Genomic DNA, 25,574 nt, shown 5'->3' on the forward strand with positions numbered 1-25,574 from the left:
CATTTCCAATCGTTTATTTATCGAGCGATAAATAAATCATATAAAAGAAACATTTGTCTGTCAATCCTGCTGTTCTTGCTAACAGCTCGATGCACGGATAACGCCCATAAACCCGCTTTTAAAAATAATTCTCCATTCATCATAAACACTACTTCATCTGTCGTAGTAATTGTGCTACACTGAATTTAATTACTACGACAGATGAAGTATAGGAGGCAGGCAATTGATCAGCAGTGATGTGATTAGGGGATACAACGACACGATGATCCTCTACATGCTTCTGGACGGGGAGTCTTACGGCTATGAGATTTCCAAGAACATACGGAAGCTATCGGAAGAGAAATACATTATGAAGGAAACCACTCTCTATTCGGCATTCACCCGGCTGGAGAAGAACGGTTATATTGATTCCTTTTATCTGGATGAGACGTTTGGCAAAAGACGCACCTACTACCGCATCACTCCGCAGGGTCTTGCCTACTACCGGGCCAAATGCGAGGAATGGCAGATCACGCAGGAAGTTATCAACAAATTCATAAAGGAGCTGTGAGGAACTTGGATACCATCATTGGATACTTGAACAATATGTTCGCATCTCTGCCCAGAACGGAACAGATGGCGATGCTGAAGCAGGAGCTGCTTGGCAACATGGAGGAGAAATACTATGAACTGAAGCATGAAGGGAAGTCGGAGAACGAGGCGGTGGGCATCGTCATTTCCGAATTCGGCAACATTGATGAACTGGTCAGTGAGCTGGAGCTTGGAGAGGTTCGTAAGGAGGAAAGACTAGGGCTGCCCATGCTGGATGAGCTTGCTGTAGAGGGATTTATCGCTGCCCAAAAAAGATCCGGCTTGCTCGTAGGTTGGGGCGTTGGGCTAATTATGCTGGGTGCTGCTCTGCTTATCCTGATCTCAGGTCTGGGGGAGAACGGGTTCATGGGAAATGTATTCTCTGAAGATGCTATGAGCATGATCGGGCTGATCCCCCTGTTACTGCTGCTCGGTCCGGCTATCGCATTATTTATCTACAGCGGTACGAAGATGGAGAAATACAAATACATGGAGTCGGGTTTCAGTCTGCCGTATCCGCTGGAGGCGTATATTGAGCAGAGACAGTCCGCTTTTGCCGCCACCTATACGCTGTCGCTTATCATGGGTGTTTGTTTATGCGTATTGTCGCCGATTGCCATCTTTGTATCTTCCGCGTTTGGAGATGAATACATTTCCTACGGGGTAGCTGTTCTATTGATTATAGTGGCTGTAGCCGTTTTCCTCTTCGTGTATTACGAGAATATCCGGGGGGCTTATCAGAGACTGCTGAAGACCGGCGATTTCAGTGAGGAGAAGCAGGAGGAGAAGAAGGAGGAGGACCGGATTGTCGGTGCGGTTGCCGCTATTATCTGGCCGCTGGTTACCTGTGTTTTTCTGGTCAGCGGTTTCGTGTTCGACCAGTGGGAGATCAACTGGATCGTCTTCCCGTTAACGGGCATTCTGTTCGGGGTGTTCAGCTCGGTCTACAATATGTTCAAGAAAAAAGATGCTGCCTGAGTCTGCTGTACATTATTTGCCACACAACGTTAATAAAAAAGGTGACATTGCTCATGTTCCCTCCCTGCGGGTAGATGGTAATATGAAGGCATTTATTCCCCTTATGATAACCGTGCAAGAGCCTGTACCGGGGTGATTTGAAGCCCCGTTATAGCCTCTTGCTTCGCTGCTTTACAGTGACAGAATAACGGACGGTGACAGAAGAGTGTGTTTCTTTTTGGAGCCGGGTGTGGGCATGAATGCCGTCTATTACCTTTCGGCGGCCAATCAGAGAGACTCGGAGGATGACAGGGATGGGTAAAACAACCGGATTTATAGAATATCAGCGGCGGACGCCTGCTGAATGCGAGCCAATGGAGCGGATTAAGAACTGGAATGAATTCTCGGTTCCGATGGAGGAAGAACAGCTGCGTGAGCAGGGTGCCCGCTGTATGGATTGCGGGACACCGTTCTGTCATGTGGGGCGTATGTTGTCAGGGATGGCCAGCGGCTGTCCGCTGCATAATCTGATTCCAGAGTGGAATGACATGGTCTACCGCGGGAACTGGCAGGTCGCGCTGAAGCGCCTGCATAAGACGAACAACTTCCCCGAATTTACGGGACGCGTCTGCCCTGCGCCTTGTGAAGGTTCCTGCACAGTAGGGAAGAACGGCGATTCGGTAACGATTAAATCGATCGAAAAAGCGATTGTAGATAGAGGGTTCGCTGAAGGCTGGATCGTTCCTGAGCCGCCGCTTACCCGTACGGGCAAGAAGGTGGCTGTCGTAGGCTCCGGCCCTGCCGGGCTGGCCTGTGCCGCCCAGCTGAACAAGGCGGGACACAGTGTAACGGTGTATGAGCGGGCGGACCGGATCGGCGGTCTGCTGACCTATGGCATTCCAAACATGAAGCTGGATAAAAAGAAGGTACAGCGCCGGGTGGATCTGCTGGCGGCGGAGGGCGTTACCTTCGTCACCCGGACTGAGATCGGTAGAGACATTACTGCTGCGCAGCTCCAGGAGGAGAACGATGCAGTGGTTCTCTGCGGCGGATCGACCAAAGCGCGCGACCTGCCGCTGGAAGGCCGGGAGCTGCGCGGTATCCATCAGGCGATGGAGTTCCTGACGCTGAACACGAAGAGCTTGCTGGATTCTGAACTGGCGGATGGAGAGTATCTGTCGGCGGCGGGCAAAGATGTGGTCGTTATCGGCGGCGGAGATACGGGGACGGACTGTGTAGCCACTTCGATCCGCCACGGCTGCCGCAGCGTGATCCAGCTGGAGATTATGCCGCAGTCGCCATTGACCCGCCAACCTGGCAACCCTTGGCCGGAATGGCCGAAGGTGCTGAAGGTGGACTACGGACAGCAGGAGGCTGCTTCTCTATATGAGGAAGATCCACGCCGCTATCTGGTGAACACCAAGCGCTTCATCGGCGATGCAAGCGGACATGTACAGGAGCTGCACACGGTGCGTATTGAATGGAAGCGCACGGAGGACGGACGGATGGCCCCGGTAGAAGTGCCGGGCAGCGAGGAGGTCATTCGAGCGCAGCTGGTGCTGCTGGCTCTGGGCTTCACTGGACCGGAGGAGACAGTGCTTGGAGAGCTTGGCGTGGAGCGCGATGAGCGTTCCAACGTTAAGGCAGAGTTCGGCGCGCAGTCAACGAATGTGGAGGGAGTCTTCACGGCAGGTGACATGCGGCGCGGCCAGAGTCTGGTGGTCTGGGCGATTAACGAGGGCCGCCAGGCCGCCCGCGAGGTAGACCGCTTCCTGATGGGCTCGTCCAATCTGCCTTGAGGCGACTGATTAAGTAACTAATTTTCTAATTTTATATTGCGGAGGCTGTGATGCGACCGATTGTTGCATATATTGCAGTTTTGGTGCATGGATACATGGGAGTTTAGGCGAAAGGTTGCACAAATTGCAGGAAATCATCCCGTAATTCAGCTTGAAGGAACAGGAAACCTGCTTTTTATGCAACAATAGTCGATTCGTACTGGAATGGTGAGCGAAATGTTGCATTTTGGGCAGGATATATAGACAGAGAGGAAGCGTACGAATGAAGCTGATGTTTATTTCCGATATTCACGGATCCCTGTACTGGCTGGAGCAGGCGCTGGCGAAGGCGGAGGAGGAGCAGCCGCACACGCTGGTTATACTGGGGGATTTCCTGTATCACGGACCTAGGAATCCACTGCCGGAGGGGTACAACCCGCAGGGGGTCGCCGATAAGCTGAATGCCTACAGCCAATCGGGCAAATCGCTGGCGGCGGTAAGAGGTAACTGTGACGCCGAGGTGGATCAGATGCTGCTGCAGTTCCCGATGATGGGCGATTATGTGCTAATTCTGCACGAGGGCCGCAAGATCTATGCGACGCACGGGCACGGATTCAGCATCGACCACTTACCGGCGCTATCCCCGCAGGATGTGTTCATTCAGGGGCATACGCATCTGCCGGTGGCAGAGGTGAAGGACGGCATTACTGTGCTCAACCCCGGATCGATTGCGCTGCCGAAGGAGAACAACCCGAACTCCTACGGCGTTCTGGAGAATGGGGAATTTCTCATTAAGGACTTCAGTGGCAATATCATCAAGCAGATCGGGTTGTAGCAAGTCAGCTTCACACTCTAATCCCTCTGGATATTTCCAGAGGGATTATTGCTGCGCGGCAATTGAGCCTGCCGGCATATTCATGTATGATGGGTGAGGAGCTTGCGGGCAGATCCCCGGCTTCAAAAACTAAACAGCAGAGGTAACTAAATGATGCATCCACGTGATTTACACTATACAATGCCGGCCGAATGGGCCAAGCATGAACGGACCTTTATTTCCTGGCCGGTGAAGGACTCTATGGTACACCCTGATAATCATGAAGCGGTTAGTAGGGGCTATGCTGAGATTATCCGGGCGATTGCCGAATTCGAGCCGGTGACGGTTATCGTCAATCCGGATGAGCTGGATACGGTGGAGAAGCTGGCGCTTGGGGACAATGTAACGCTGCTCCCCATCCGGCACAACGATGCCTGGCTGCGGGACAACGGACCGACCTTCCTCACGGGTCCTGACGGGAAGCTGGCCGGGGTCAACTGGAAATTCAATGCCTGGGGCGGCAAATACTCGCCTTGGGATCTCGATGATGAGGTAGCTCCGCAGATTCTGAAGCACCTGGAGGTCAGCGCGTTCGATGCTCCGCTGGTGATGGAGGGCGGCTCCATTCATACGGATGGCGAAGGCACCCTGTTGACCACGGAGGAATGTCTGCTCCATACGAACCGTAATCCTGAGCTGAACCGGGAAGAAATTGCTGATTATGTCAAGCAATATACCGGGACGGACTCCATCATCTGGCTGAAGCGCGGCCTCAGCGGGGATGAGACGGACGGGCATGTCGATAACATCGCCTGCTTCGCGGCACCGGGCAAGGTGATTATTCAGGTCTGCGAGGACCCGCAGGATGAGAACTATGCGATTACGCAGGAGAATCTGCGCATCCTGGAGCAGGCCGTCGATGCCAAAGGCCGGAAGCTGGAGATTATCCGCATTCAGCAGCCGCCCCGCGTGGACTTCGAGGGCAGCCGCCTGACGCTGAGTTATCTGAACTTTTATTTTGTGAACGGCGGCATTATCTTGCCAGTCTTCGGCGGTACAGCGGCTGAGACGGACAAGCTGGCTGAAGAGACGCTGGCCGGGCTGTTCCCGGACCGCAGAATCCGCACGGTGAACGGAATGGCCGTGATCGGCGAAGGCGGAAACGTGCATTGCACCACCCAGCAGATGCCTGCGGTGGATGGAGCTTAGCGAAAAGCGAAAAGAAGCGGAGGGGAAATTTGGAACTGTAGGAGCGTTAGCGTCCGCCTTTGTCACCGGATTTCAACCGCGAAGAGCGGATTAAATCAAGAAATCTGGTGACAACAGCGGCCGGAAGTCCAAATGTTCACCGCAGCGACGGTCAAGCTTTGAGTTCTAAGTGTTATAAGTTCATACAAGGAGGAACAACCATGAGACAAGTAAAAGTAGCCGCGACGCAAATGAGCTGTTCCGGCGACATTGATGAGAATATCCGCAAGGCGGAGACACTGGTTAGGGAGGCGGCAGCCCAAGGCGCGCAGATTGTTCTGCTGCAGGAGCTGTTCGAGACACCGTATTTCTGCCAGAAGGAGAAGTCGGATTACTATGCCTATGCTACAGAGCTTGAGCAGAACAAGGCGGTGAACCACTTCAAGGCTATCGCCAAGGAGCTTGCGGTGGTGCTGCCGATCAGCTTTTATGAGAAGAAGAATTATGCGCGGTACAACTCGCTGGCGGTCATTGATGCGGACGGAACCGTGATGGGCAAATACCGCAAGAGCCATATTCCTGACGGTCCGGGCTATGAAGAGAAGTTCTACTTCAACCCGGGCGATACCGGCTTCAAGGTGTGGAATACCCGCTATGCCAAAATCGGAGTCGGCGTATGCTGGGACCAATGGTACCCGGAAGCTGCCCGGGTGATGAGCCTGATGGGTGCGGAGATTCTGTTCTATCCTACAGCCATCGGCTCGGAGCCGCAGGACGGGTCAATCGATTCCAAGGATCACTGGCAGACCTGCATGCTGGGTCATGCTGCCGCTAACCTGATTCCTGTCGTGGCCTCCAACCGGATCGGCAAGGAGACTGACGAGGATTCCAGCATTGATTTCTACGGCTCGTCGTTCATCGCTGGTCCGCAGGGCAACAAGATTGTCGAAGCCGGACGGGATGAGCAGACCGTGCTGGTCAGCGAATTCGACCTGGATGCGCTTGAGGTAGGCCGGATTGAATGGGGGATCTTCCGTGACCGCCGTCCGGAGCTGTACCGGATGATTGCTTCCTATGATGGCGATCTGACCTTCTAACTTATGCGCTAATATGTATAGACCATTAAGCAGCCAGAATGCTGCCGGAGCTCTCTCCGGGGCATTCTGGCTGCTTTTTTGCATGAGATGTTACAATATATCGATAATAATGTCATATTATATTACACAAAAGGATAAAGTTAATTGTCATCACTACTTTAATCTGATAAAATCTCCTTAAGTTATTTTACAAATAAGTAGGGGGATTGGAGAATGGGAATCCGGAAAAAATGGGCGATGTCAGGTATGGTGGCACTCCTGGTCTTGGCAATGGCGGGTTGTAGCTCTGGTAATGATGCGAAAGGCGGCAGTGCGGACGGGAAAAGCCTCAAAATCGCTACCGATGCCAGCTATGCACCAATGGAGTATATGGATACCGATACGATCAAGGGCTTTGACATTGATTTCATTAAGGCCGTGATGGCGGAGGCCGGCATTGATTACACGGTCACCAACACAGGCTGGGATACCATGCTGACCAGTGTGAAGCAGGGCACTGAATATCAGGCGGGTGTATCCTCGGTATCAATTACAGATGAGCGCAAGGAAACCTATGACTACTCTATCCCTTATTTCGAATCTACGAACATGATCATGGTGAAGGAAGGCAGCGATATCAAATCCGCCCTGGACCTGAAGGGGAAGAAGGTTGCGGTTCAGGCAGCCACGACAGCCGATGAGCTGATGAGCGGCATTATGGGCGTCGACAACGGTAACCTGAAGCGGTTCGACAGCAATGCGGTAGCGCTGATGGAGCTGAACGGCGGCGGGGCGGATGCGGTGGTCGCGGATATCGCCATCGTGAACGAATACATCAAGAACAATCCGAAGGAGAAGCTGACCGGCATTATCGACAAGGAGAATTTCGGCTCCGAATACTACGGCATCCTGTATCCGAAGGGCAGTGAATGGAAGGCGAAGCTGGACCCGGCGATCAAGAAGGTCATCGAGAACGGCAAATATGCGGAGATCTACAAGGAATGGTTCGGCGAAGAGCCGGACACGGCGGCGCTTATGAACGCGAAGTAGCATGAGGGCCAGCAACAATTAAGCATGCGTAATGATTGCTATTGCGCGTGCTTCTTTTTTTGAGCAAGCCACAAGCAGAAGAGAAGGGAAGAATTCTATGGATTTCAGATTCGACATCATCATTCATTATTTACCGGTTCTGTTAAAAGGGACCTTGTTCACCATCGGCGTATCGCTGGTCTCCATCCTGTGCGGCTCCCTGCTGGGGCTGATTATCGGCTTCGGTAAAATGGCGCCCAGATGGTATTTCCGCTGGCCGTTCCATGCCTATATCAACATCTTCCGCGGTACACCGCTCTATGTGCAGATTCTGATCGTCCACTTCGGGCTGATCCCGTTGTTCTACGGCAAAACCTATGCGCTGATGAGCGCATTCGTGGCGCTGTCGCTCAATTCCGCTGCCTATTCTGCGGAGATCTTCCGCGCCGGTATCCAGTCCATCGACCCCGGTCAGCGGGAAGCGGCCCTATCCCTTGGAATGACCCGGCAGCAGGCAATGTGCTTCATTATTCTGCCCCAGGCCATCAAACGGATGGTTCCCGCCTTCGGGAATGAATTCATTGTGCTTGTTAAGGATTCCTCGCTGCTGGCGCTGATTGCTGCCCCTGAGATTATGTACTGGAGCAATACCATGAAAGGCCAATACCTGCGGATCTGGGAGCCGTATCTGACCGCTGCACTGATCTACTTCATTCTTACTTATTCGCTCAGCAAGCTGCTTAATTACATCGAACGGAAGGTGTAGCCCCTATGGAACCGGTTATTTCAGTCAAGCATTTGTACAAATCATTCGGTGCCCATCAGGTACTGACGGATATCAGCGTCGATATTCACAGCCGGGAGGTTGTGGTTGTCATCGGGCCTTCGGGCTCCGGCAAATCGACCTTTCTGCGCTGCCTTAATCTGCTGGAGCAGCCGCAAGCGGGCAATATTATGATTGAAGGCACTTCCTTGATGGCCAAGAGCACAAGGATTAACGATATCCGTACCGAGGTGGGGATGGTCTTTCAGCAGTTTAATCTGTTTCCGCACCGTAAGGTGATCGAGAACATCATGCTGGCCCCGATGAAGTTGCGGAAATGGACGGAGGATCAAGCGAGGCAGAAGGCTGTGGAGCTGCTGCAGAAGGTGGGTCTCAGTGAGAAGGCGGAGATGTATCCTTCCTCGCTCTCTGGCGGTCAGGCCCAGCGGGTGGCGATTGCCCGGGCACTGGCGATGGAGCCGAAGATCATGCTGTTCGACGAGCCGACCTCAGCTCTGGACCCCGAGATGGTGGGCGAGGTGCTGGCGGTTATGAAGGAGCTGGCAAGTGAGGGGATGACCATGGTTGTGGTGACCCATGAGATGGGCTTCGCCCGTGAAGTGGGGGACCGGGTGCTTTTTATGGAGCAGGGGGCTATAGTGGAACAGGGTGCGCCCGAGCAGCTGTTCGGCAGCCCGTCGCATGAGCGTACACGGGAGTTTCTGTCCAAGGTGCTGTAAGAATCGCCCAAAGTAGAATATTGTTATTTAATCGGTTATATTAGAAGAGTAAGAAATAGGCAATAAGTCCAAGCGTGAATAGCTGCCCAGGGTGGCGGGGAGGAGGCTCGGCGATATCTTTTTTTAAAGTATAAGGATGACAGCGGTTCTGCATAATGATTTATCCTTATATTTCCGGCAGAAAAGGATAGGGTGCTTAATAAGACGGCATAGGCTTTCTGCTGGTCATAATTCCATAATGATAGAAGGAGAATACGATGAGCACATTCAAAAATTGGCTGAATACCACCAAGAGCGGACTGACGGATCAAGTGAAAAAATTTAAAAATAAAGACTTTATGAATGCGGTAGTAGCTGGCTGCGCGCTGGTCGCTGCTGCTGACGGCAAGATTGAGGAAGCTGAGAAGAACAAGATGGCGGGATATATGAATCTCAGCAATGAACTCAAGGTATTTGACATGAGGGACGTCATTGCCCAGTTCAATTACTATGTAAGCAACTTCGAATTCTCGCCGGAGATCGGTAAGCAGGAAGCGCTGAAGGCTATCGGTAAGTTTAACGGCAAACCGGAGGTTGGACGGTTAATCGTGGGCGTATGCTCGGCGATTGGTGCAGCCGACGGTGACTTCGACGAGCATGAGAAGGCAGTTGTGCGGAATATCTGCAGCGTACTGGGACTTAGCCCAAGCGAATTCAGCCTGTAAGTACAGGCTGGATTTCATTTGCTAATTACTGAAACTTTAGGCGATGGACCGCCGTATCACTGATGTAACACCCGCAAGCACACTTCTATTTGGAAACGGAGGTACTTCAAGTTGGCTGGAATTAATCTGGTAAAAGGTCAGAAGATCGATTTAACCAAAGGCAATGCCGGACTGTCTAACGTAATCGTAGGACTGGGCTGGGACCCTGCCGAACCGGCAAGGGGATTCTTTGGGGTTAAAAAACAGGCGAATGTTGACTGCGATGCTTCAGCGCTGCTGCTGAATGAGAACGGCAAGCTGACGAACAAGCTGAACCTTGTCTGCTTTCACAACAAACAGAATGCGAATAACTCTGTAGTCCACTCGGGGGATAATCTGACGGGTGAGGGCGACGGGGACGACGAACAGATCATGGTGAATCTGAAGCAGATTCCTGCCGATGTCCATAAGGTCCTTGTTGTAGTTAACATCTACGATGCGGTGAACCGCAAGCAGGATTTCGGAATGATCAAATCTGCGTATATCCGCATTATTAATGCGGCAGGGAATGCAGAATTGGTTAAGTTTAATCTGACAGACAATTATACAGGCTTCACGGCACTGATCTGCGGCGAGCTGTACCGTCATGGCGAAGAGTGGAAATTCGCAGCCGTCGGTGAAGCGGCCCACGCCGCGCATATCAATCAGCTGGCAGAACGCTATATCTAAATCCAATTTGAGAAAAGAGGGCTCTATTCATGGCTATTAACTTATCCAAGGGACAAAAAATTGATTTAACCAAAACCAATCCAGGCTTGTCCAAAATCACAGTCGGCCTCGGATGGGATACGAATAAATATGATGGCGGTAAGGACTTTGACCTTGACGTTTCCGTGTTCCTGACGAATGCGAACGGTAAAGTCGATAAAGAAACCAACTTCATCTTCTTCAACAACAAGCAGAACGAGAACGCTTCAGTTGTGCACACCGGCGACAACCGCACAGGGGAAGGCGACGGAGACGATGAGCAGGTTCAAGTCGATTTGCTTAATGTTCCTGCAGATGTGGACAAGATTGCCTTCACCATTACCATCTATGAAGCAGAATCCAGAAGCCAGAACTTCGGACAAGTCTCCCGTTCTTATGTACGTATCGTCAACGATGCGAACAGTGAGGAACTGATCCGCTTTGACCTGGGTGAAGATTTCTCCGTTGAAACAGGCGTAGTTGTAGGCGAATTGTACCGTAACGGCGCAGAATGGAAATTCAACGCGATTGGCAGCGGCTACAAGGACGGTCTCTCCGGCTTGACCCGTGATTACGGTCTGCAATAAGGCTCTGACATTACGGGAATTAAATCTGTAAGGAAAGAGGGTTTTTGACAGTGACGATCAGTCTTTCCAAAGGACAGCGGATTGATCTTACCAAGACCAATCCGGGTCTGACCAAAGTAGTTGTAGGACTGGGCTGGGATACAAACAAGTACAGCGGCGGCAAGGATTTCGACCTCGATGCATCAGCATTCCTGCTGCATGAGGACGGCAAAGCCAAAAGCGAAAATGACTTTGTATTCTATAACAACCCGAGCGGCGGTACAGGCTCTGTAACCCATACAGGGGACAATCGCACAGGTGAAGGCGACGGGGATGATGAGCAGATCGTCGTAGACTTCAGTCTGGTGCCTGCCAATATTCAGCGGATCGGGATCACGGTCACGATCTATGATTATGAGGCCCGGGCGCAGAACTTCGGACAAGTCTCCAACGCTTTCGTCCGTGTAGTTGATGCATCCAGTGACCGTGAGATTCTGCGGTTCGATCTGGGCGAGGATTTCTCCACCGAGACGGCTGTGGTCTTCTGTGAATTCTACCGCCAGGGGGCGGATTGGAAATTCCAGGCGATTGGCAGCGGCTTCGCTGGCGGACTAAGCGCATTATGCAAGAACTACGGGCTGGACGCGCAATAAGAGCTTCAAAGGCGGGATCATCATCGATCCTGCCCTTTTTATACACAAAATCTGATAAGTTGCGCTCTTATCCATGTATAAAGGTGGCGTAAGAATGAATACAGAAGTAGTCAAAGGACAGAAAGCAGATCTGACCAAAGGGAACCCGGGGCTCCGCAGCATTACGGTTGAGATCGGGTGGAAAGCTCCGTCTTCCATGGATATTGATGCTTCCGCATTCCTGCTTGGAGCTGGCGGTAAAGTGAGCAGTGATGACGATCTGATCTTTTACAATAACCCGTCTACTCCATATATCACTTATAAGGATGTGCCGGGTACGGCTTCGGGCGGACTGAAGCAGTTCGAGGTCTCGCTGGAGCGGATTCCGGCAAACATAGTGAAGATTGCCTTCACGCTTACTCTGTATGACGGAGAAAACCGCAAGCAGATGTTCGGACAAATGAGTGAAGCGGAGTGCCGGATCGTGAATCAGGCGACAGGTGCGCAGCTTCTGCGGTGTAACCTTGGAAATCAGTTCTCTGTGGAAACGGCTGTTGTAGTTGGAGAATTATATAGACATGGTGAAGAATGGAAATACAGTGCGATTGTTGCGGGCTTCTCGGGCGGGCTTAAGGCGCTCTGCGGCAACTATGGCATAGAAGTAGAGGACGAGCCTGCACCGGCACCGAAGCCGCCGGAACCTACACCGACACAGGCACGACCGCCGCTTCAAGTGCCGCCGCCCCGCGCAGAGTCATCCAGACCGAATATTGTGATTCCGCCACCGCCTGCACCGGTACCGCCTAAGCAGGAGGCTGCTCCCGCACCGGCGCTGAATCTCAATCTGAAGAAGATTGAGCTGAAGAAGAAGGGCGATTCGATTAACCTGAAGAAATCCGCTTCCGGTCTGGGTGAGCTGCTCATTAACCTGAACTGGAACCAGAAGCAGGGCGGAGGGCTGTTCAGCCGTAACAAGGGCGGGGTGGATCTCGACTTGGCCTGTCTGTATGAGCTGAAGAATGGCAGCAAAGGCGTGGTGCAGGCACTGGGCAATGCGTTCGGTAACCTGCAGCAGCAGCCTTATATGATGCTCGATGGAGATGATCGGACAGGCTCCGTAACATCCGGCGAGAATCTGCGTATAAACGGAAGTAAGGTAGCCCAGATCGAACGGATTCTGGTGTTTGCCTTTATTTACAAAGGAGTTACCAACTGGTCTGAGGCGGATGGGGTGGTTACCCTGAAGCAGGATGGAGGACCGGATATTATCGTTAATCTGGACGAGCATAACAACCGTAAAGGCATGTGCGCCATCGCGCTGATCCGGAATGTGGATAACGAGACCTTCAGTATTGAACGGCTCGTGCAATATTTCAGCGGTCACCGGGAGATGGATGAGGCTTATGGCTGGGGGCTTCGCTGGGTAGCGGGAAGCAAATAATTTGATATTACCGGAGGCGCAAGTGGAATGGACTGGTTCAGTGATTTTTTTAGGAGTATCGGTGAGAATTACGGGCATTTCTTCTCATGGAGTGATATTGCAGGAACGCTCTCCGACCCTGTCAGCTGGGGAATAATCGGAAGCCTGATTCTGCTGGAGGGTCTGTTGTCCGCTGATAACGCGCTTGTACTGGCGGTCATGGTTAAGCACCTGCCGAAGGAGCAGCAGCGTAAGGCGTTGTTCTATGGTATTATCGGTGCTTATGTATTCAGATTCCTGGCGATTGGGCTGGGGACCTATCTCGTCAAATTCACGCTGGTGAAGGTGCTTGGAGCCTTGTATCTCTTCTACATTGCCTACAAAGGGTTGTTCAAGGGCAGCGGAGAAGAGGGAGAGATTAAGAATAAAGGCGCATCCTTCTGGAAGACGGTACTCCTCGTTGAATTAATGGATATTGCCTTCAGTATTGACAGCGTGGTAGCCGCATTTGGTCTTAGCAGTGAAGTATGGGTACTCTTCCTGGGCGGTATTCTCGGCGTGCTGATGATGCGCGGAGTGGCACAGGTGTTCCTCAAGCTGATTGCCAGATATCCTGAATTGGAACAGACAGCATTCCTGCTTATTGCACTGATTGCCGGTAAAATGCTTGCCGGAGCTTTCGGCTATGAATTGCCGCATGTAATTTTCTTCGGTATTCTAATTGCGGTGTTTGCAGGTACTATCGTGTACAGCGCAAGCAAACGCAAGAAGGCTGAGAACCACAAGGCCTGATGGTTGTGCGTGCTTCATCTCTTTATTCTTTATAGCTGTGCAGGAAGGCGCGGGGTTCACGGGAAGGGTGGACTCCGGCACGCCTTTCGGGTAATCGTAACAGGTTTATAGCATGGCCTTTGCTTGGGTTCTAAGCAAGCCGGATACCGTCCCCGAGAGGACGGCATAGCTGGTTCTGCTCGCAGCCAAAGGCCATTTGGATTGTGCTGGCACAACATTAAGGGGGAAGGGCCTTGAGATATTTCGATTACCTCACACAAGAACAGGAAGCCTCATTATTCCATGTTCCGCCGGTTTCATTTGATCATACTACCCGCAAGGATTTACTGGCTTATGCCGTCGGAGCAGCCCTTTATATGCCGGCCACCCGTGCCAGTGTTGCCGAAGATATTATTAAGCTGAGAGCCTCGGGGCTTATCACGGTAATCATAGATTTGGAGGATGCCATCGGGGACGGTGAAGTGGATTATGCCGAAGAATCCATCGTCAGGCATCTGGCATTTCTGTCCGCTTATGCGGAGAATGAGCCGGAGCAGCGCGGCAGTCTTCCGCTGCTGTTCATCCGCGTACGTAACCCTGCACAGCTGCGGGATCTGATCTTTCGGCTGGGATCATTAATCACCATGCTGACCGGCTTCGTCTTCCCCAAGTTCTCCGTAGAGAACGGTACGGATTATTTCGAGGCCATTGCCGATTACAATGACACACGCAGCTATTCAGCCCCGGTGCTGTACGGGATGCCGATTCTGGAGAATGCACCGATCATCTACCGGGAGAGCCGGATGGACACTCTGCTTGGGGTCCGGGATCTGCTGGGGCAATACCGCGAGTATGTGCTGAATGTCCGGATTGGGGCTACGGACTTCTCCAGTCTGTTCGGATTGCGGCGCAGCCCGGATATCAGCATCTATGACCTGACGCCGATCCGCGACTGCATGTCGGATATCATTAACGTATTTGGCCGTGTGGAGGAAGGATACGTGATCTCGGGTCCTGTGTGGGAGTATTTTGCCAGCAAAGGACACCGGGTCCTCCGCCCGCAGCTGCGGGAGACGCCCTTCGAGGATACTTATGGCAAGCATGGCCGCGAGATGCGCAACAGCTTCATTTCAAGCTCGATGGACGGGCTGATCCGGGAAGTAATTCTGGACAAGGAGAACGGCATTGTGGGCAAAACCATTATCCACCCTTCCCACCTCAGACCCGTGCAGGCGATGTATACCGTAATGCATGAAGAGTATGTGGATGCCTTAAGTATTGTAGACAGCAACGATGGCAGCCGCGGCGTGTTCAAGAGTGAATACTATAACAAAATGAATGAAATCAAGCCTCATTTGAACTGGGCCAGACGAATTTTATTACGATCTCAAATATACGGGGTGTTACATGAACAACAGCATTTTGTCGGATTACTACCCGAGAACGAATACACACACGTTTAATATCGTCGAGAATCTGCAGGTTACGGTAACAGAAACCTCCAATCCTTTTCATATGCCTGTGGAGTCCTTGTTCTCCATGGCTGCACGAATCAATAAGAAGCGCTCCTTCCTGTTCGTCAGCAAAGTGCTTGGCAAGCACATTCCCGTAGGGCCCTATACCCCGCTACTTAGCGGAGCGGCACTCGCCTTGCTCCTGTATCTGGAGATGAGTGGGGATACCGCTGACCGGGAGGTTATGGACCCGCTGATGAACCGGGCCGTTCATGGCCTGATCCATCCTGAGTATGCGGAAGAAGCTTATCATGCGCTGCTTGCTGCACGTCTGGCTCTGCCTGAGCCGGTTCTGTTTATCGGGTTCGCCGAAACCGCTACCGCCCTGGGCCACAGCATGTATAATGCATTCGCCGGCGGCGCGTCTTATATTCACACCACGCGTGAGATGATTCCTGAGCTGGAATCGGTGGTGACCTTCGTGGAGGAGCATTCCCATGCGATGGACCACCTCTGTTACGCGCTGGATGCCAGCCTGCTGTCAGGGACTGAACCGGTCATCCTGGTGGATGATGAGATTACCACCGGCAATACGGCGGTCAACATCATCCGGGACATTCAGTCGAAATTCCCGCGCCGCGAATATGTAGTGGCTTCGCTCCTCGACTGGCGGAGCGAGGCGAATATTCAGGCGTACCGTGAGCTGGAGCAAGAGCTGGGGATACGGATTACCGCTCTATCCCTGCTGCAGGGAAGCATTAAGGTTGAGGGGGTTCCGCTGCTGCAGCCTGCAGCTGATAACGGAGCCGCTGCTACCACAGGTGCAGAGCTTGTAACTACTTATGCATTCGACGGCTTAGAGCGGCTTCCGGTAACCTCGGCGGACGGGCAGGGCGTTATCAATCCATCTCCTTATCTGAAGCACAGCGGCCGCTTCGGGCTGGAGTCTGCGGATAATGCGCGGATAGATGCAGGTGTAAGCCGCGTGGCCAGGCAGCTCCGGGGGCTTCGGGAAGGTGCACGTACCCTGGTGATGGGCGTAGGCGAGTTCATGTATCTGCCGATGCGGATCGCCGCAGAGATGGGAGAAGGCGTGTTGTACCAGTCTTCGACCCGCAGTCCGATCCATCCCGAGCGGCGTGCGGATTACGGCGTGCACAGCGCTGCTGGCTATCCGTCCGCAGGCGATACGGAGATCATGAATTTCATCTATAATGTGGACCCCGGCCAGTATGACGATATCTTCGTCCTGCTGGAGCGCGAGGTACCCCGGCAGCGGATTGCACCGATGACGGATATTTTACAGAGGCTGGCGGGCAATAAGGTACATCTTGTTGTGCTCAGCCCAGAACCAGATACGGGAGGCTCAGGGCTATGAAGGGAATAGATATCGAAGCCATTCACAATAGAACAATATCCCCTCCGGTGGCACTGGGCAGCTATCCTGCTTCCGACGTTACCTTCCTGCTCAAGGATCTAAGCAATGTATCCCTGGAGCGGGGAACAGCCGAGCGGGAGGAAGCGATCCAGTCCGGCGTGCATTATTCGGAGATGCTCCCGGTGGAGTACCAGCCGACAGAGCAGTATATCGAATTGTTTCATGAGACGCTGCAGCAGACTGCGAGGAAGGTGGCGCTGGCTGTAGCTGTGGTGTCCGAGATGATTGTTGCCCGGCGGGGAACGGCGAATACGGTGCTGGTCTCTTTGGCGAGAGCGGGCACACCTATCGGGGTGCTGATCAAACGTTATATTCTTGAGAAATATAGAGCGGATCTTCCGCATTACAGCATCTCGATTATCCGCGGCAAGGGGATTGATGAGAATGCGGTGCTCTATATGCTGCAGCAGCATGGAAGGGATGCCGAACTGCAATTCATCGATGGCTGGACCGGTAAGGGGGCCATCCGGCAGGTGCTGATAGAGGCCTGTGAGAGTATGCATAAGAAATATGGCATTACGCTAAATGATGATCTGGCGGTACTCGCAGATCCCGGGCACTGCTCGGGAACCTACGGCACCCGGGAGGATTATCTGATTCCAAGCGCCTGCCTGAACTCCACGGTGTCCGGCCTGATGAGCCGAACAGTGCTCCGTGATGATCTGATCGGGCCAGAGGAATTCCACGGGGCCAAATTCTACAAGGAATGGCTGGACAGTGATCTGTCCAACGTATTCGTTGAAGCGATTACCCCGTATTTCGCGGAAGTAGCAGCAGAGGCACTTGCGCAGGCTGCGGAGATGCTGGAGCATCCGCCGGAGATTACCTGGCAGGGGCTGGCCGATATCCGCAGTATCCAGGATACCTTCGGCATCGATAATATCAATCTGGTGAAACCAGGAGTGGGGGAGACGACACGTGTGCTGCTGCGGAGAGTGCCCTGGAGAATCCTTGTTGACAGGCTGGACAATCCCAACCTGCGGCATATTCTGCTGCTGGCGGAGGACCGGGGCGTGCCGGTAGAGGTCTATCCCGGGCTGACCTACTCCTGTTGCGGAATCATCAAGCCGCTGAAAGGGGAGAGTGAATGATCTACGCCAGCGATCTGGACCGCACGCTGATCTACTCTCTTAGCGCGATAGGCGTTCCTGAGGATACCCCCGGTCTGGTTCCGGCAGAGGTTGTTGACGGCAAGGTGGTATCGTATATCTCACAGCAGGCTCTGGCTACACTGAAAGAGCTGGCGGCGAAGATCGTCTTCATGCCGGTGACTACACGTACCATTGCCCAGTACCGGCGGATTAACCTGTTCCAGGAGACGGTTATTCCGGATTATGCCATCACCAGCAATGGCGGCAATATTCTGGTGAACGGGGTAGTGGATCAGGATTGGCGGACGGCTGTCGGCAAAGCGGTGGAACGCGGCTCCGCTGCGGCGGAAGAAGCCGAGAGCATCGTGCGTGCTGTTGTCCGGGAAGAATGGATCATTAGCCGGCGGTATTGCGATGAGCTGTTCTATACCTTCGTGGTTCACCGGGATTCGCTGCCGCTTGAGGAGATTGCCCGGATGTCTCAACGGCTGGGTGAGCTTGGCTGGAGAGTATCCCTACAGGGGCGCAAGCTCTATATCGTGCCGGAGGCGGTGAACAAAAGCGATGCCATTCTTCATGTCCGCCGCTCCGTGCATTCAGAGCCGATGGTCGCCTCCGGTGACTCTCTTCTGGACAAGAGCCTGCTCGCTGCCGCCGATTATGCCATAGCCCCCTGCCACGGAGAAATATTTGCCGAGCAGCAGGCGGGTTTAGTACACTTAGAGTATCCGTTTACTAAGCGGCCGGGGGTATTTGCCGCGGATGAGATTATGCAGTATATTCACAGGATCTATACACATTCGACAGCATTGGGAGTTGGACCGCCACCATGAAAAAGGTAAATATATATTTCAACCGCTGGTTCTCTGTTGCCTATCACTATATGAATCTCATCCGGAGCAATGAAGACGGGATTCCGGTGCAAATCTTCGCCACCCACCCGGATATCCACCATATGTCGCTGCAAGGCGCGGATGTGGCCGGAACCGAACCGGCGCTCGAAGGCATTGAATATGTGCAGTTCTGTGTTGATTTTTGCCGCCGGAACGAGATAGATATCTTCATCCCCCGGCTGCATATGCTCGATATCGCGCTGCATGCTTCGCTGTTCGATGAGATCGGAACGAAGGTGCTGGTCTGCCGTGATCTGGATCTGCTGGAGATGATCATGGACAAAGGCAAGTTCTATGAGAGCGTGAAGACCACCGGGATTATGACGATTCCTGATTATCATGTAGTTAGTAATGCAGAGGAGTTCAGGGAAGCTTATGAAGACCTCTCAGCTAAAGGACACAAGGTCTGCTTCAAGCCTACCGAGACGGAAGGCGGACTCGGATTCCGGATCATAGACAATGACCGCAGTCCCGTGGAGGAGCTGTTCGGCCATGTGACTCCGCTGATCTCCTTCGAGGAAGCTTACCGTATCCTTGATGAAGCCGGGAGCTTCCCTAACCTGATGGTGATGGAGCTGCTGGAGGGATATGAATATAGTATTGATTGCTTGTCGGATGAGAAGGGCAGGCTGCTTGCCGCAGTTCCCCGCCGTAAGGCAGGCGGACGCCTGCGGTTGATGGAGTATATCCCGGAGCTTGCGGAGGTGGCCCGCAGGGTGGCTGAGACATACCGGATTCCGTTCAATTTCAATATCCAGATGAAATACAGCGGTGGCGTCCCTAAGCTGCTGGAGATTAACCCGCGGATGTCCGGCGGCCTGCATATCTCCTGTCTGTCCGGAATCAATTTCCCATATCTGGCTGTCAAAAGCGCGCTCGGCGGCGAGGTTCTCCCTGCATCGTTCGAGCATAACGTCCTGGCCAGCCATGTCGAGCAGCCGCTGATCATGAGAATAAACGGAGAATCCGTCATTACGGATTCCGTGAATTGAGCGTGTAGCATTCACGCTCATAAGAGGTGAGAAGGAATGCAAGCTAAATTCAAAGTACTGGCGTATGCCGGTGCCGGTTATGTTGTAGCCGTACTGACCAGCGGCTTCCTGCCTGAGCTGGTCTCGCTGCTGCTCCCGGTAATCGGGGCAGCACTTGCAGTGCCGGAGCTCAGGCGCACCAAAGTGAATCTCCCGGTGGAGGTAATTCCTGCCGGACAGGAGCCGCAGGCCATTCCGGCGGCATCCTCCGCCGCGCCGCAGGCTTCGTCTGCTGCCACTGCCTCTCTTGCTGCTGCGGGACAGGCCTCCCCGGCCCATTCGGGTGCCGGACACAGGGAGGACATACAGATCGGAGCGGAGTTCGCTCCGGTGGTGGAGTATCTGGGCATCCTGGAGGATATGATCATCTCCGAAGGGCAGAAGGATACGCTGGACAATGAAATTGTCGAGAAGTCGCTGGCGCTGTTTGCCAGACTGCAGCGCGTCATTCCGCTGCTGCAGGAGCTGGGTAACGGTGAGATTAACCATACCGTCCGCAGGCTGGTGCTGAAGGACCTTAATGGAGTAATCAACCCGTTCCTGCGCCTGGGCGGCGAAGCCAAGACAAGAAACCGGAGAATGCTGCTGAACGGTCTGCGTGATGTCGATGCCAAAATTTCCGATATTGCGTCGACGATCGAGCACAAAGACCTGATGGAACTTCAGACCAAGGCGGAACTGATTCATCAGCGCTACAGCAGTTCCGAATTATAGGAGGAGGATAGCCATGTCCACGCAGTTAATTGAGCTTAGAAAAGAAGATGAGCAGAAGGTAGTCCAGGAGGCTTCCCAGTTAATTGAGCAGGTAGCCAAGACTGACACGGTGGCATTGGATTCCCTGATGGATGATATCGGGAAGCTTGGGGTGAAGACGCAGGAGAAGGCAGGCCAGACGCTGAAGCTGCTGGACCGCCCCGTCAATGACCTGATGAGCGGCAAGCGGGTGGAAGTGCCCAATATGATTATGAAGCTGCGCAATGAGTGCGAGACCCTTCAGCAGAGCAAAAATGTCAGCTTCTTCGGCAAAATGCTGCGCAAAAGCCCGCTTAAAAATTATGTATACAAATATCAGTCGGTCCGCACCAATATTGATGCCATCATCACCGGTCTGCGTGACGGCCGGGATACGCTAGAGGAGAGCATCGTTAACATGCGCCAGTTGAAGCGTACCTCCATGGAGGAGATCTATAACCTCCAGACCAAGATCGCCTTCGGCAACAAGCTGAAGGAGCTGTTCGAGGTGGAGATCGCCAAGCCCGAGAATGAATTCCGCAAAGCGTATCTGGAGCGGGGGCTGCGCAAGGTTATGGTGCGGATTCAGTCCATGACCGAGATGATTCTGCTCTACAATCAGGCGATTGCGGCAACGGATATCATCAATGACAATAATGACAAGCTGATTGATTCCGTAAACAACGCGATCGATAAGACCTCTAACCTGATCACCGTCTCGGCGATGATTGCCATGTCCCTGGCCGATCAGGAGAATGTCATCAATGCGGTCGAAGCCACCAACAAGACTATCGAGGACCAGTTCAAGGAGAATGCACGGCTGCTGCGCACGACGACCGAGAAGACAACGGAGCTGCTCTCCAAGCCGTCCATGTCTCTGGAAGCCGTGAATCAGGCTATTGGCGACTTGCTCAGCGCCCTGGATACCTCAGAGCAGTCCAACCGGCGGATCATCGAGAGCTGTCAGGACTATACGTCCAAAATGACCACCATCAACACCCAGCTGAACAACCGGCTCGGGCTTAACGAAGGCTCACAGCCGCAGGCTTTGAAGCAGGCGGAGAGCGGGCTGAGCAGCTTTTTGAATTAAGGGTTTGCTTCTGGGCCGGTAAAATAACTTGAATAATGCACCAAGCCTGCTGATATGGATTCGGCGGGCTTTTTTTGTTGTTAAATTTCTAATTTACTAATATATTCCGGTGAGATATTATGAGATGGGTTCAGTCGTACATTCAGGGGGAGAGTATTGATGATCAGGAAGTTAACGGGAATATTGGCAGGTATAGTCGGAGCGGGGATGCTGTTTGGTTCTATGGGGACAGCGGTAGCCCAGTCTGCAGGAACAAAGGATTATGAGGGACATTGGGCGCAGCAAACGATTCAGAGCTGGCTGGATAACGGCTTGCTTAAAGGCTTCGGAGATGGATCGGTTAAACCGAACCAGACCATAACCAGAGCGGAGTTCATGACGCTCATCAACCGTTCTTATCATTTTACGGAACAGAGTAAGGTGGAATTCACCGATGTGCCTTCTACCAGCTGGGCGTATAGTGAGGTTGCGAAGGCTATAGCGGCTGGATATATCCAGGGCTTCAACAATGAGATGCGCCCGAATGCTCCGATTAACCGCCAGGAAGCAGCAGTTATAGTCAGCAAGTTGCTGAAGCTGGACGCGGGCAGTATAGAGGTATTGGAAGTATTCAGTGATGCAAGCCAGATTGCATCCTGGAGTAAAGGGAGTGTTGCTGCCGCAGTCACAGCGAAGGTGCTTAAAGGGTATCCGGATGGAACCTTCGGGCCTGTCAAAGCCTTGACCCGTGCAGAATCCTTAGCGCTGATCGATGCGGCAGTCTCCCGAACGGGTCAATCTGCACAGGGAGCGGCGACGCCTGCTCCAGCCGTAACGCCGTCGGCTACTCCCGCAGCTACAGCTGCACCAACTGCAACTGCTGCTGTAGCTGCGGGAGGAAGTGGCGGCGGTAGTGGCGGGGGCGGTGGTCCTCAGGTGACACCAACCCAGGCTCCGGCGGCAACACCAACGCCGGTTCCAACACCGACACCGACACCGACACCGACACCAAGCCCGGAACCTGTTAATGAATTACCGGTCAAGGAGCTTCCGGCGCTGGATATCAGCATCACCTCTCGCCCTGACGATTCAGTTACGAATGCTGTTTATCTAGAAGTTGATTATAGCAGGGTGATTGGAAGCACTATCAGTCTAAATGACCAGATAACTTATTATGTAACAGCGAAGCCGATCAGCTCTAGAGATCTCCACTGGGAGCTTACCAATCTCCAGTACGCTTCTATTAGTACGGGATACTCGTTGAAGACGCTGACATATACCGGTGTTTCGATTCCAAAGAGCAGGATTGGCACAGCAGGCGATAAATATGTCTCGGTTGTGGTACGGAATTCATCTAATGAAGTGACCGGATTCTATACTCAAAAGGTGAATTTGCAGCCCTCAGTTACTGAGGCTTATAGCAGTATAATGTTACTAAATAGTGGTGTGACTATTACCCAGGAGAAATTCAGCACAGTGTCTTCCCAAGTATATTATCGGGATACTATTGATGTGGAAGATGCTGCTTTGCAATTTGGCGGAAGAGCAGTGGGATATACAATTACCCCGAAGTACTATATGGACAGTAACCTGAATTTGGAATTGAATGATATCATTCATGCTTCGCGTAAAGTGTACAGAGACGGCTGGGTCAGTGTGGTTGATGCCACAGTATCCTCTAATACAGCAGTAGGTGCTTCATCACCGGGCTATATCCCGTTTGCCTATGACACATTATATAATTTCAAAACATATAACGAAGATGAATACACCATTATTTTCCTCGATTCCGAGATGAAGCCATTGGGTTATTACACCGGCAAGGTGATGCTTAGCACAGACCTGAAATTAGAAGCAGCCATGAAAAGAATTGACGAGCTTCCTTCGAATGTAACTTTAATGGATGAAGATGCAGTTAACAGGGCTTATAGAGCCTACTTGCCGTTTGATGATTCTTTCAATTGGGGAGAACGCAAGACTAAGCTTAAGAATGCTGTATCAGCTCTTATGGACGCCAAGAGATCGGGACCACTTCAAAATATGGATCTGGTTCAATCCGTAATTATTGATGGGTATAATCAATTCAACGGCAAGACAATAAGTATGAATTGGATGGGTTTCCCGGATGAGTTGAAGGGAAGCATAGGCAGCTTCTCGTATTACATTACAGCCAATCCTGTTCGTGCAGAGGATTTAGCACAACCAAGCCCTTATGGGGAATTTGATTTTGCTGACATTCATTCAGTAGTTCTTCCGGTGACAGATAAGAGCGGACAGAATTACGTTACAGTGGTCTATTATAATAAGGCAGGGCAAGCAATACGTTATACCACCAAGCTGGTAGATTTCTCGTCGAAGCGGCCGGTGTGGGACGGAACGGCGGCACAGATTGGGGATGGAGTTAAGCTGGTCCGGGATTATAATAACGGTACCCGTATAGACTATGTATCTGTAAAAGATTATCAGAAAACGCATCCCGAGGCGGTCTATTTCACAGCGACCTCTAAATCAGCGTTGGCAGCAGCTAAGCAAGAATTCTCTGCAGAATCTGCAGTACAGTATTTAAATGATTATCGGAATACTAACAGTATCTATCCTTATGAGCGAATTCAGTTATCTGATGATGCGGCGCGGAATGGACAGCCGGAAGACTACATTATCCTGTTCTATGATGCTAATTATAAGGCGCTTAATTATTATATTGGCGGTTTGACTGACTGATTCTCCGCTAATCCTACTCATATTATCCCGCTCCTCCACATACGTTGTCACTAAGGCGACCTGTGGAGAAAGAGGGGATAAGCGGGATGATTCTGGGATGCTTGATCGTGGTGCTTATCGTCGTAGCCAGCAGTGAGAAGGCGGAGGCGATTGCCAGCCTGAATGATCGGGAGGATAACAACCTGTAACAAGGGTGCGGGGAGTGAACGGAATCCATAAATTATTGATGCTCTGTGATTCAAGCAATTTCCAGTGGTTTATTGGGTATAATAGCTGGAGGCTGTACATCAGTCTTCCGGCACCACTGAAAATATAAAGTGAATACGGAGGGTCAAATGGAGAACGAGGCACTGCTGCAGGTAGAGAAGCTTGCACTTAAGAAACAGAAGATCTTCCGGCAAAGCGTATGGCGGTACATTGCCAGGGCCATGCTCGCCAGCATGTTTATCGGATTCGGCGTGATCGTAGCCTTTAAGACCGGCAACTTCTTCTATATGGAACAATCGCCGATGACCTATCCGATGGCTGCGATCACCTTCGGCGCAGCCATCATCCTGATTTCCTACGGTGGAGGAGATTTATTTACCGGGGACACTTTTTATTACACCTATGCGGCACTGAGGCGCAAGCTGGCATGGACTGAGGTTGTGCGGATGTGGGTCGTCAGCTATCTGGGCAACATTCTTGGGGCTACGGCGTTTGCCCTGCTTATTTTTCTGACCGGATTGTTCTATGATTCCTCTGTCAACGGGTTCCTGCTTAATGTGGTGGCCCATAAGATGGAAGCACCGGCGATGCAGCTGTTCTTCCGGGCGATTCTCTGTAACTGGCTCGTCTGTCTGGCCTTCTTCGTCCCGATGTCCATGAAGAACGACGGTGCCAAAATGTTCGCCATGGTCCTGTTCGTGTTCTGCTTCTTCATCTCGGGGTACGAGCATAGTATTGCCAACATGTGTACCTTCGCGATTGCTCTCGTCCTGGATCACCCTGGTACGATCTCCTGGGGAGGCGTGGTGCATAATCTCGTCCCGGTCACATTAGGCAATCTGATCGGCGGCGGCGTGCTAATGGGCGTGATGTATTACTATGTGAACAAGCCGTTTCTGGAGGATGAGTCTCACTGAACGGCAATAACACGACACAACAGCGATTCTCCGGAGATAGGGGGATCGCTGTTGTGCGTTCGCAGGTAGGCCTAGGGCAAATGTATGTGGAAAAGCGAATACAATCGGTGCTGGCGAGGGTAAGTGGGCAAATGTATGCGAAAACAAACATGTCTTTCAAGGCACAACTCCAGCCTGAAAATGAGCAGCGTGGCTAAAAAACAGAACATCGTCTTTTCATTTATTTAACATATTTTAACGGAAAACCAAACACAATGGGACTGGGTGCGCTGCGCAGGCCAAATGTA

At 52.3% G+C, this 25,574-nt stretch carries 24 protein-coding genes; all 24 read left to right on the forward strand.

Features of this window, described 5'->3' with window-relative positions; genetic code table 11:
- Positions 1 to 223 precede the first annotated feature (223 nt).
- The 24 genes from NST69_RS00195 to NST69_RS00310 all read left to right on the forward strand — a co-directional run bounded on the left by NST69_RS00195 (position 224) and on the right by NST69_RS00310 (position 25,287).
- Complete coding sequence (locus tag NST69_RS00195) at positions 224 to 550, forward strand: PadR family transcriptional regulator (RefSeq protein ID WP_036723569.1); 327 nt, start codon at positions 224 to 226, stop codon at positions 548 to 550.
- 5 nt (positions 551 to 555) lie between these two features.
- Positions 556 to 1,548 carry a permease prefix domain 1-containing protein gene (locus NST69_RS00200; RefSeq protein WP_342548186.1) on the forward strand — a complete coding sequence of 331 codons (993 nt, stop codon included), beginning with the start codon at positions 556 to 558 and terminating at the stop codon, positions 1,546 to 1,548.
- A 293-nt stretch (positions 1,549 to 1,841) separates the two neighbouring features.
- Positions 1,842 to 3,326: a glutamate synthase subunit beta gene (locus NST69_RS00205; RefSeq protein WP_342548187.1), complete on the forward strand. Its 1,485-nt coding sequence runs from the start codon at positions 1,842 to 1,844 to the stop codon at positions 3,324 to 3,326.
- A gap of 262 nt (positions 3,327 to 3,588) precedes the next feature.
- A complete protein-coding gene (yfcE, locus tag NST69_RS00210) occupies positions 3,589 to 4,140 on the forward strand; it encodes a phosphodiesterase (RefSeq protein WP_342548188.1) in 552 nt (183 codons plus the stop codon).
- A gap of 153 nt (positions 4,141 to 4,293) precedes the next feature.
- Positions 4,294 to 5,328 (forward strand): agmatine deiminase family protein, encoded by a 1,035-nt coding sequence (locus NST69_RS00215; protein ID WP_342550248.1) that lies wholly within the window; start codon positions 4,294 to 4,296, stop codon positions 5,326 to 5,328.
- Between the two features lie 200 nt (positions 5,329 to 5,528).
- On the forward strand, positions 5,529 to 6,404 hold the full coding sequence (aguB, locus tag NST69_RS00220; protein ID WP_342548189.1) for an N-carbamoylputrescine amidase: 876 nt from the start codon (positions 5,529 to 5,531) through the stop codon (positions 6,402 to 6,404).
- 270 nt (positions 6,405 to 6,674) lie between these two features.
- Entirely contained in the window at positions 6,675 to 7,433 is a 759-nt protein-coding gene (locus tag NST69_RS00225) for a transporter substrate-binding domain-containing protein (RefSeq protein WP_235191809.1), read from the forward strand.
- Positions 7,434 to 7,530: 97 nt separating this feature from the next.
- Positions 7,531 to 8,178, forward strand: a complete 648-nt coding sequence (locus NST69_RS00230) for an amino acid ABC transporter permease (protein WP_342548190.1) — start codon at positions 7,531 to 7,533, stop codon at positions 8,176 to 8,178.
- Between the two features lie 5 nt (positions 8,179 to 8,183).
- Positions 8,184 to 8,915, forward strand: a complete 732-nt coding sequence (locus tag NST69_RS00235) for an amino acid ABC transporter ATP-binding protein (RefSeq protein ID WP_342548191.1) — start codon at positions 8,184 to 8,186, stop codon at positions 8,913 to 8,915.
- Positions 8,916 to 9,172: 257 nt separating this feature from the next.
- On the forward strand, positions 9,173 to 9,619 hold the full coding sequence (locus NST69_RS00240) for a tellurite resistance TerB family protein (RefSeq protein WP_036723555.1): 447 nt from the start codon (positions 9,173 to 9,175) through the stop codon (positions 9,617 to 9,619).
- A 111-nt stretch (positions 9,620 to 9,730) separates the two neighbouring features.
- Positions 9,731 to 10,327 (forward strand): TerD family protein, encoded by a 597-nt coding sequence (locus tag NST69_RS00245; RefSeq protein ID WP_036723553.1) that lies wholly within the window; start codon positions 9,731 to 9,733, stop codon positions 10,325 to 10,327.
- Between the two features lie 29 nt (positions 10,328 to 10,356).
- Positions 10,357 to 10,932, forward strand: a complete 576-nt coding sequence (locus NST69_RS00250) for a TerD family protein (protein WP_209876311.1) — start codon at positions 10,357 to 10,359, stop codon at positions 10,930 to 10,932.
- A gap of 50 nt (positions 10,933 to 10,982) precedes the next feature.
- Positions 10,983 to 11,564: a TerD family protein gene (locus NST69_RS00255; RefSeq protein ID WP_036723550.1), complete on the forward strand. Its 582-nt coding sequence runs from the start codon at positions 10,983 to 10,985 to the stop codon at positions 11,562 to 11,564.
- A gap of 94 nt (positions 11,565 to 11,658) precedes the next feature.
- Entirely contained in the window at positions 11,659 to 12,984 is a 1,326-nt protein-coding gene (locus tag NST69_RS00260; RefSeq protein WP_342548192.1) for a TerD family protein, read from the forward strand.
- Between the two features lie 27 nt (positions 12,985 to 13,011).
- On the forward strand, positions 13,012 to 13,755 hold the full coding sequence (locus NST69_RS00265; RefSeq protein WP_036723548.1) for a TerC family protein: 744 nt from the start codon (positions 13,012 to 13,014) through the stop codon (positions 13,753 to 13,755).
- Positions 13,756 to 13,988: 233 nt separating this feature from the next.
- A complete protein-coding gene (locus tag NST69_RS00270; RefSeq protein WP_340945215.1) occupies positions 13,989 to 15,197 on the forward strand; it encodes an HpcH/HpaI aldolase/citrate lyase family protein in 1,209 nt (402 codons plus the stop codon).
- Positions 15,198 to 15,273: 76 nt separating this feature from the next.
- Positions 15,274 to 16,566, forward strand: coding sequence for a phosphoribosyltransferase family protein (locus tag NST69_RS00275; protein WP_036723547.1), 1,293 nt, complete (start codon positions 15,274 to 15,276; stop codon positions 16,564 to 16,566).
- Complete coding sequence (locus tag NST69_RS00280) at positions 16,563 to 17,717, forward strand: cysteine protease StiP family protein (RefSeq protein WP_036723545.1); 1,155 nt, start codon at positions 16,563 to 16,565, stop codon at positions 17,715 to 17,717. The genes NST69_RS00275 and NST69_RS00280 overlap by 4 nt, the downstream gene beginning before the upstream one ends.
- Positions 17,714 to 18,550, forward strand: coding sequence for an HAD family hydrolase (locus NST69_RS00285; RefSeq protein ID WP_342548193.1), 837 nt, complete (start codon positions 17,714 to 17,716; stop codon positions 18,548 to 18,550). Before NST69_RS00280 ends, NST69_RS00285 begins: the two co-directional genes overlap by 4 nt.
- On the forward strand, positions 18,547 to 19,602 hold the full coding sequence (locus NST69_RS00290; RefSeq protein WP_342548194.1) for an ATP-grasp domain-containing protein: 1,056 nt from the start codon (positions 18,547 to 18,549) through the stop codon (positions 19,600 to 19,602). The genes NST69_RS00285 and NST69_RS00290 overlap by 4 nt, the downstream gene beginning before the upstream one ends.
- Before the next feature lie 36 nt (positions 19,603 to 19,638).
- Positions 19,639 to 20,355 carry a hypothetical protein gene (locus NST69_RS00295; RefSeq protein WP_342548195.1) on the forward strand — a complete coding sequence of 239 codons (717 nt, stop codon included), beginning with the start codon at positions 19,639 to 19,641 and terminating at the stop codon, positions 20,353 to 20,355.
- Positions 20,356 to 20,368: 13 nt separating this feature from the next.
- A complete protein-coding gene (locus tag NST69_RS00300; protein ID WP_036723538.1) occupies positions 20,369 to 21,463 on the forward strand; it encodes a toxic anion resistance protein in 1,095 nt (364 codons plus the stop codon).
- 159 nt (positions 21,464 to 21,622) lie between these two features.
- Positions 21,623 to 24,163 carry an S-layer homology domain-containing protein gene (locus tag NST69_RS00305; protein ID WP_342548196.1) on the forward strand — a complete coding sequence of 847 codons (2,541 nt, stop codon included), beginning with the start codon at positions 21,623 to 21,625 and terminating at the stop codon, positions 24,161 to 24,163.
- 335 nt (positions 24,164 to 24,498) lie between these two features.
- Complete coding sequence (locus NST69_RS00310; protein ID WP_036723535.1) at positions 24,499 to 25,287, forward strand: formate/nitrite transporter family protein; 789 nt, start codon at positions 24,499 to 24,501, stop codon at positions 25,285 to 25,287.
- The last annotated feature ends 287 nt before the right edge of the window (positions 25,288 to 25,574 follow it).

The sequence above is a fragment of the Paenibacillus sp. FSL P2-0089 genome (assembly GCF_038595095.1).
GTDB classification, from domain to species: domain Bacteria; phylum Bacillota; class Bacilli; order Paenibacillales; family Paenibacillaceae; genus Paenibacillus_AQ; species Paenibacillus_AQ silagei.

Bases quoted from the DNA above. Each gene is read 5' to 3' on its own strand.
- NST69_RS00205 (WP_342548187.1), top strand. From the start codon at position 1,842: ATGGGTAAAACAACCGGATTTATAGAATATCAGCGGCGGACGCCTGCT.
- yfcE (WP_342548188.1), top strand. From the start codon at position 3,589: ATGAAGCTGATGTTTATTTCCGATATTCACGGATCCCTGTACTGGCTG.
- NST69_RS00215 (WP_342550248.1), top strand. From the start codon at position 4,294: ATGCATCCACGTGATTTACACTATACAATGCCGGCCGAATGGGCCAAG.
- aguB (WP_342548189.1), top strand. From the start codon at position 5,529: ATGAGACAAGTAAAAGTAGCCGCGACGCAAATGAGCTGTTCCGGCGAC.
- NST69_RS00225 (WP_235191809.1), top strand. From the start codon at position 6,675: ATGGCGGGTTGTAGCTCTGGTAATGATGCGAAAGGCGGCAGTGCGGAC.
- NST69_RS00230 (WP_342548190.1), top strand. From the start codon at position 7,531: ATGGATTTCAGATTCGACATCATCATTCATTATTTACCGGTTCTGTTA.
- NST69_RS00235 (WP_342548191.1), top strand. From the start codon at position 8,184: ATGGAACCGGTTATTTCAGTCAAGCATTTGTACAAATCATTCGGTGCC.
- NST69_RS00240 (WP_036723555.1), top strand. From the start codon at position 9,173: ATGAGCACATTCAAAAATTGGCTGAATACCACCAAGAGCGGACTGACG.
- NST69_RS00250 (WP_209876311.1), top strand. From the start codon at position 10,357: ATGGCTATTAACTTATCCAAGGGACAAAAAATTGATTTAACCAAAACC.
- NST69_RS00260 (WP_342548192.1), top strand. From the start codon at position 11,659: ATGAATACAGAAGTAGTCAAAGGACAGAAAGCAGATCTGACCAAAGGG.
- NST69_RS00265 (WP_036723548.1), top strand. From the start codon at position 13,012: ATGGACTGGTTCAGTGATTTTTTTAGGAGTATCGGTGAGAATTACGGG.
- NST69_RS00275 (WP_036723547.1), top strand. From the start codon at position 15,274: ATGGCTGCACGAATCAATAAGAAGCGCTCCTTCCTGTTCGTCAGCAAA.
- NST69_RS00280 (WP_036723545.1), top strand. From the start codon at position 16,563: ATGAAGGGAATAGATATCGAAGCCATTCACAATAGAACAATATCCCCT.
- NST69_RS00285 (WP_342548193.1), top strand. From the start codon at position 17,714: ATGATCTACGCCAGCGATCTGGACCGCACGCTGATCTACTCTCTTAGC.
- NST69_RS00290 (WP_342548194.1), top strand. From the start codon at position 18,547: ATGAAAAAGGTAAATATATATTTCAACCGCTGGTTCTCTGTTGCCTAT.
- NST69_RS00295 (WP_342548195.1), top strand. From the start codon at position 19,639: ATGCAAGCTAAATTCAAAGTACTGGCGTATGCCGGTGCCGGTTATGTT.
- NST69_RS00300 (WP_036723538.1), top strand. From the start codon at position 20,369: ATGTCCACGCAGTTAATTGAGCTTAGAAAAGAAGATGAGCAGAAGGTA.
- NST69_RS00305 (WP_342548196.1), top strand. From the start codon at position 21,623: ATGATCAGGAAGTTAACGGGAATATTGGCAGGTATAGTCGGAGCGGGG.
- NST69_RS00310 (WP_036723535.1), top strand. From the start codon at position 24,499: ATGGAGAACGAGGCACTGCTGCAGGTAGAGAAGCTTGCACTTAAGAAA.